This window comes from Thermostichus sp. OS-CIW-29 (genome assembly GCF_054058195.1).
In genome coordinates, this window is the sequence record NZ_JBSSAB010000062.1 from 1 (window position 1) to 7,068 (window position 7,068).

General features: G+C 56.5%; 3 protein-coding genes and 2 pseudogenes. 3 read left to right on the plus strand and 2 right to left on the minus strand.

The window, feature by feature from the left end; genetic code table 11:
• Positions 1–264 precede the first annotated feature (264 nt).
• Together ACVWZJ_RS13975 and ACVWZJ_RS13980 are read left to right on the plus strand one after the other, a co-directional pair.
• A complete protein-coding gene (locus ACVWZJ_RS13975) occupies positions 265–3,990 on the plus strand; it encodes a PAS domain S-box protein (RefSeq protein WP_457396464.1) in 3,726 nt (1,241 codons plus the stop codon).
• 67 nt (positions 3,991–4,057) lie between these two features.
• Positions 4,058–4,390: pseudogene (locus ACVWZJ_RS13980) on the plus strand (Uma2 family endonuclease); the annotation flags it as partial.
• Between the two features lie 14 nt (positions 4,391–4,404).
• Here ACVWZJ_RS13980 and ACVWZJ_RS13985 read toward each other — a convergent pair.
• Positions 4,405–6,183, minus strand: a complete 1,779-nt coding sequence (locus ACVWZJ_RS13985; protein WP_457396466.1) for a flavin reductase — start codon at positions 6,181–6,183, stop codon at positions 4,405–4,407.
• 237 nt (positions 6,184–6,420) lie between these two features.
• Between ACVWZJ_RS13985 and ACVWZJ_RS13990 the strand changes: the two genes are divergently transcribed.
• Entirely contained in the window at positions 6,421–6,651 is a 231-nt protein-coding gene (locus ACVWZJ_RS13990) for a DUF2555 domain-containing protein (RefSeq protein ID WP_414350197.1), read from the plus strand.
• Positions 6,652–6,685: 34 nt separating this feature from the next.
• On the opposite strand, the pseudogene ACVWZJ_RS13995 reads toward ACVWZJ_RS13990, so the two are convergent.
• Positions 6,686–7,068 (minus strand): annotated as a pseudogene (locus ACVWZJ_RS13995) (hypothetical protein); the annotation flags it as partial.

Below are 7,068 nucleotides of genomic sequence, written 5' to 3' on the forward strand. Positions count from 1 at the left end.
CAGGACTTGGGTCATGGTTCTATCATAACTTCCGCATTCCTCCCGACACTGACCCTACGGGTACAGTGCGGGGCTCCTGCGATTTCTAGCTGAAAGCCCCCTTTTCGAGGATACTGCCCCACCGTTCCAGTAGACTCAAACTTTGCTCTCCTTTTCGGGGAGATGGGGAATTGTTGGCACAGTGCTTGATCCTGGGTTAGAAATGCTACCGAAAAGCAGCGTACTCCTTGACACTTTCTAAACTTAACTTAATCGACAACCTTCATGAGCGCCTCCTGGGATCTGGTCAACCTGCTTACCTTACTCAACTGGAACACTCTGCCCGGATGGCTTTGGCTGCTCCTTTGGGGATCCTCACTGGCCGTGGTGATGTACTGGCAAAAGCGCTGGCTGCAGCGGGATCAGGTGGGTTTTCCCGATGTCATCATGCTGGCGCGTGCAGATACGACGGTGGTGGAATGTAACGAAGCTTGCCAGAAAATCTTGGGGGATTGGCGGGGCAGGCGCTGGATCGACGTGCTGCTGGCAGAAGAGCAGGAGCAGGCGCAGCAAAAGATAGCCCACCTTACCCCTCAGCAGCCCACCTTTACCCGGATTAGCAGAGTGGCGGATGCAGCGGGGCAGGTGCGGTGGTTTGAGTGGATCAACCAAGGCATTTTTGACCGGCGGGGCCGCTTGCAGTTTATTCGCGGCGTGGGCCGAGACATTACCGAGAAGAAACAGTTGGAAGAAAACCTGCGGCTGCGGGAGGCCCAACTGCGCACCTTGTTGGATGCCCTGCCATTGGCGGTGTGGGCCAGGGATCCCCAGGGAGTGCTAATTTTGCAAAATGCCACTGACCGCGCCTGGTTTGGCGATCTGCTGGGTACTTCTCTGGAGGAGGCAGCTCGAGAATATCCTCACTGGCTGGAGTACACCTCTCAAGTTCTATCCGACGTAGAGCGGCAAGGGTTTTGCCAATTCGAAGGTAAGGAAATGATTCAAGGCCAGGAGCGCTACACCTATCGCTTCGCTGTAAAGCTTCAGGATCAGTCTAAAGGTTTGGGACTTCTCGGCATTGTCCTAGATATCACCGAACAAAAGCGGCTGGAACAGGAGGTGTGGGAACAAGAAGAGCGTTTTCGCGCCTTCCTCAACAACAGCCACGACATTTTGTGTCGGATCGATGCCCAAGGTCTGCTGCATACCTTAAATCCTCCGGCTGCTGAGAAAATTTTGGGGCGTGCTCCCAATCAGGGAGAGGCCGTACCCTTGGATTGGGTTCACCCCGAGGATCGGCAGAACGTTGCTAATGCTCTTGAGCAACTCAAGGCTCGACCTGGCGAGACACTCAGCTTTATTTACCGGGCCCAACACGCCGACGGCCAGTGGGTGTGGCTGGAGAGCCTCTGCACCAATCTTTTGGAGGATCCCTCTGTGCAAGGGATCGTTTCCAGTACCCGCGATATCACCCAACAAAAGCAGGTGGAACTGGCTTTGCGAGAGAGCGAAGCCCGCTTCCGAGAAATTGCAGAGGCTGTACCGGTGGTTTTCTTTGTGTATTCTGCAGACTTGAGCCAGTCTCTCTACAAAAGCCCCCAAAGCGAGAAGATCTGGGGTTACACAGCAGAAGAGTTTCGCCGCAAGCCAGATCTCTGGAAAGACAGGATCCATCCCGAAGATCTGCCAAGGGTACTGCAGGCGGCCGCCCGAGCCACTCAAGAAGCCCAGCAGATCACCTACCGCCTTTTCCATCGGGATGGCAGGCTGCGCTGGCTGCGTACTTCTTGCCGACCCATCTTGAACGAACAGCAAGAGGTTATCCGTATTGTTGGCATTACCGAAGATATTACGGAGCAGAAAGAAGCAGAGCTGGCTCTACAAGAAAGCGAAGCTCGGCTTAAGGCTATTCTGGACAGCATCCCCTTTTCCATCTTCCTCAAAGACCTGGAGGGGCGCTATCTTCACGCCAACAGGTTTTATCTACAACAGAGAGGTTCTGAGCTCGGAGAACTTATTGGCAAGCTGGATGATGAGCTTTTCACTCCCGAAGAGGCCCGCGAGTTCCGAGAGCAGGATCAGAGAGCTCTCCAATCTCCGGATCCTGTCAGCTACGAGCGGATTTTTTCCCGCAATGGCAAGCAATTGAGCCAGTGGGTTACCAAATTTGCTCTGCGAGATTGCCAGGGGGATCCCTATGCCGTCTGTGGCGTTGTTGTGGACATAACGCCTCTTAAGCAGGCTCAGGATCTGCTGCTGCAAGAGGCAGAGCGAGAGAGACTCCTGGGATCCCTGCTGCGCCGCATCCGCGAGAACTTGGACTTGCAGCCCCTCTTGCAGACCACGGCGGCGGAAGTGCGAGAGTTTCTCCAGGTGGATCGGGTGATGATCTACCAGTTACAGGACGGCATAGGGGGATGGGTAGCTGCCGAGGCGGTGCTGGATCCCTGGCCCAGCCACTTGGGCCGCTCCGTGTGGGATGCTTGCTTTCGCCAGGATCCCTGCTATCGCAAGTACCAACAGGGCTTTGTGCAGGCCATCGACAATGTGGCGACAGCCAGTTTGGATCCCTGCCATCGGCAACTCTTGGAATCTTTCCAGGCCCAGGCCAACTTGGTGATCCCAATCCGACAGGGTGAAGACCTTTGGGGCCTCTTGGTGGCGCAGCACTGCCAATCCAGCCGCCCGTGGCAGGAGTGGGAAATTGAGCTTTTGCAGAAGCTGACCGACCAGTTGGCTATCGCGTTGCAACAGGCTCAGTTGTACGAGCAGGTAAAAGCTCTAAAGCAAACGCTAGAAGAAAAAGTGCGGCAGCGCACTGCGGAGCTGGAGCGGGCTTTGCAATTTGAGGCCCTGCTGAAACGCATCACTGACCGGGTGCGCGACTCTCTGGATGAAGCTGAAATTCTCAACACCGCTCTGCGCGAGCTGGGAGAAAACCTAAATGCAGATGGCTGCGATATTGGCCTTTACAACGCCGATCTCACCCTTTCCGCCATCAGCTACGAGTATTGTCCTCGCTTGGGGTCGGCCTTGCATACTTGTATTCCCTTTGCCCAATATCCAGATCTCTACGCCCAGTTGTTGCGAGGAGAGCCCTGCATATTTTGTTTACTTCCTGACGACCCCCGCCAAGGATCAGTCTTGGTCTGCCCTCTGCGGGATGGGGAGCAAGTCTTGGGGGATCTGTGGGTTTTTCGCAGCAGCGAGGAAAGTTTTGATGAGCAGGAAATGAATCTCGTAGCTCAAGTGGCCAATCAATGTGCTATCGGCCTAAGGCAGGCGCGCCTATTCCGAGCTGCCCAAGAGCAGGTGCAAGCCCTAGAGCGCCTTAACCGCCTCAAAGATGACTTTATCAGCACCGTCAGCCACGAGTTGCGCACTCCTCTAGCCAGCATGAAAATGGCGTTGCACATGCTGCAAGTTGCCCCTGCGAGGGAGAAGCAGGCCCAGTACCTATCCATCGCCCAGCGGGAATGCCAACGGGAGATCGAGCTGATCAATGACCTGTTGGATTTGCAGCGGCTAGAGGCAGGAGCCTATGCTTTGAATCTGCAAACGCTGACCTGGGAAGCCTTGTTGGGGGATTTGCTGTTGGCTATTGGCGAACGCGCCCGTACTAAGGGGCAAACCTTTCAAGCCAACGTGCCTCTGGAGAGCAGCATCACCACAGATCCTCTCCTTTTGGGGCGTATCCTGCGGGAGCTCCTGCACAACGCTGTGAAATACACCCCCGGCCAGGGATCCATCCGCTTACGGATAGGAACCGAAAGCCGTCGCAGCGTTGTAGAGGTCAGCAACAGCCGGGAGATCCCGGCCGAGGAGCTCACCCGCATTTTCGAGCGTTTTTACCGGATCCCCAGCCATGATCCTTGGAAAGAAGGGGGCACCGGTCTGGGCTTGGCTTTGGTGAAACAAATGGTGGATCAACTGAGGGGATCCATTGAGGTCAACAGCTCTGCCGGTTGGACGACTTTTACGCTACATCTACCCGAATTGCCGCAATTTTAATTCCACTTCTTCCCCTCGCTTTGGGATACATTACTGGCAGGGATCCGGGGGGGCTTTGCCTAAACCTATGACAACTCGCCTAGATTTGGCTCTCACTCTTGAAGACTTCCTCAAGTTGCCTCACATAGAAGATTCTCCGGCATGGGAGTACGTGGATGGAGTTGCCATTCAAAAACCGCTGCCCAAAGTCCGCCACTCCATTTTGCAAAAACGCCTCGTGGCTGAGGTTGACGGCAGCACCACCGACTATACTGCCCTACCCGAATTGCGATGCACTTTTGCCGGTCGTTCCATTGTTCCCGATATTGCTGTAATTGCGTGGGATCGAATTCGCCTCAGTGAAACAGGCGAGCCAGAAGATGACTTCACCGCAGCACCCGACTGGATTATCGAAATTCTTTGTTCTCCAATACACTACCCCCGCCGCATGGCCGTAACCCCCGTGGGATCCAGCACCTTGCCCCGTTCCACCTCGGCATAGACCAGGTAGCGATCCCCGCAGTCCATCCAAGTTTTCACACGGCACTCCAGGTAAGCTAAGGCATCCAACAAAATGGGGCAGCCATTCTCAGCAGTGGCCGTGGCCAAGCCGGCAAAGCGATCTTCTCCAGGGCGCTGGGGCCGCTGAAAGTGCCGCTGCAAGTTGCTACCTTTGCCTTCCCGCAAGATGTTGAGCACAAAGGGTGCCTGGGGATAGGTCAGCAATTCGGCTTCTTGTTCCTTGTTCACCGACAGGGTTAGCCCTGGTGGATTGAAGCTAGCCTGGGCCACCGACCAGGTGAGGAAGCCGCGGCGGGTCTCTCCTTGCAGGGCGGTAACTACGCACAGGGATCCCACCACCCGGCTCAGGGCTTGCCCAACCCGATCCGCCTGAGTTTCGCTGCTGGTTTGGCGAGGGGCGCGGGCTCGTTTGGCTTTGCGCAGGGCCTGAGCAAACTGGGATCCCGCCTCTTGACAGGCTTCTAGGATTTCAGGGGTGGGCTTAAACTTGGCGCGGATCGTCTCAAACCCCAAGGAAAAGCCGGCATTGAGCAACTTACTCTCGATGAGATCCACCGCTTCTCCGCTCCAGCCGTAGGAGCCGAAAACCCCGGCTAACCGGGTGGTGGGAACCGAAGAAAGGATGATGCCAAGGGCGGTTTGGATCTGCACAGGAGGATGGCCGGCCAAGGTCGGGGATCCGATAACAAACCCTTGGCAGCGCTCCAGAGCTTGGGCGATCTCCTCCGGGGTGGCCCATTCGCAGTTGATCCGCTCCACCTTAACGCCGGCCCGCTCCAACCCTTGGGCTATGGCCATGGCCATCAAACCTGTATTCCCGTAAGCAGAAGTGTACAGAAGAGCTACCCGCTGCTCGCCGGGATCCTCCTCGCACCAAGTGTGGTAGTCCAGCCGCAAGCGCCGCAGGCTGTGGCGCACCAAGGGGCCGTGGGCAGGGGCATAGATTTGGGCGGGAAATTCTTCCAACTTGGCCAGGGCTGCCTTCACCTGGGGCAATTGGTTGCGGTGCAAGCAGTCGAAGTAGTAGCGACGGTCTTCGCTGAGCTGCCGCCAATGCTCGTCAAACACCTGCTCATCGCACACGTGGGCGCCGAACAGCTTATCGGTGTAGAGGATCCCGGTGGCCGGATCGTAGGTACAGAGGGCATCTGGGTGGCGGGGCGTGGGCACGGTGCGAAAGTGCAACTCATGCCCTTCCCCCAAATCCAGGCGATCCCCATCTCGGATGACCCGCAAACGGAAAGACTGGTCGCCATTGTAGAAAATGCCCAGATCGGCGGCTTCCTCTTCGTCGCGACTGCGGGGCAAGGGATCCATCTCTTCAAAGGCGGCCCGTAGCGTAATGGATCCCGGTTTGGAGCAGAGCACCATCGCGTAGGGAGCCAGAGGCAATAGGGCTTTGAGAGTGGCAATGCGGTTAAAGTTGACGTGGCTGAGCAAAATAAAGTCCAACCGCTGTAGGTACTGGTGTTGGGCCAGCTCTTCTAAAAAGATGCTGGTGAACGATTCCCCCGGAGGATCGATGAGAAGGGTTTGGCGGGCCTGGATGAGGTAGCTATTGGCAGTGGTGCCCCGTTGCCGAGCGTATTCCAGCTCAAACTTCAGGCGATCCCAGGTGCGGGAGCGGAGAACCAGCGTGGACGGGCCGATAAGGGCAACTTGGACATCGCGGGCGGGGATCTTGCTCTCCATAGCAGCCTCCGATGCGGTATCTGTCCTCACCTTGCCACGAAACTGGAGGAATGGGGATCCCTTTTCAGAGTTTCGGGAGAACAGGGGTTGGCTTACCCAAAAGTTGGGTCTGAAGCCCCGTCCTCACAACTGCGCAAGAAGCAAGCGATTGAGGTGGGGAGTGTGTCAAGTTTTTTCAAAGTCGGCCGGGCAAAAAGGAAGAGGCTAAGATCGGCTTGTAGCGTGTTCAGGCTGCCTATGTCTGCCCGATCCAAGTCCAAAGTGGAAGCCCCTGCTAAGGGGATGGATCCCCGCCAGTTTACCGAAGCTGAGGTGGCGGCAATTGCAGAGCGGTTGGAGCGCAATGAGTATCCGACCGTCTTTGGCTGCTTGGAAGACTGGCATGCCCTTCGAGCCGTTGCCTTTTATGCTCCCCACTTGGTGGCTCCCTATGCACACCTGTTGGAGTGGGAAGTGGATGAAGATTAGGACTGTCTTCGCAGTTCCGAAGGGATCCCAGTGCTCAGGCCGACGAGGGGGGAGAATTTCCGTCAGAGCCTTGCCGGCGAATCAGGTAGCGCACTTCTTCAAGGAGAACGTTGAACCTCTGATCCGTTTCCGCTTGCCGTTGGTTGATGGCCTGGATGGCGCGTTCGTGCTCTCGTTGTAGGGCGGTGAGGGTAACCAGAGCTTGAGTCACTTCCTCTGCCCACTCGGCAAGGTGAGCTAAGTCAGAGCGGGTCTCGCTGACAACTTGCTGTAGCTCTCGCAAGCTTTGAGCCTGAGCAGCAGCTTGTTCAGCAAATTCGGCGCGGCTTTCTTGGATGGACTGACGCAGCTCCTCGATTTCCCGCAGACGGGCGGCGTTCTCCTCGGCAGACTGGGTGCGGCTTTCTTGGATGGACT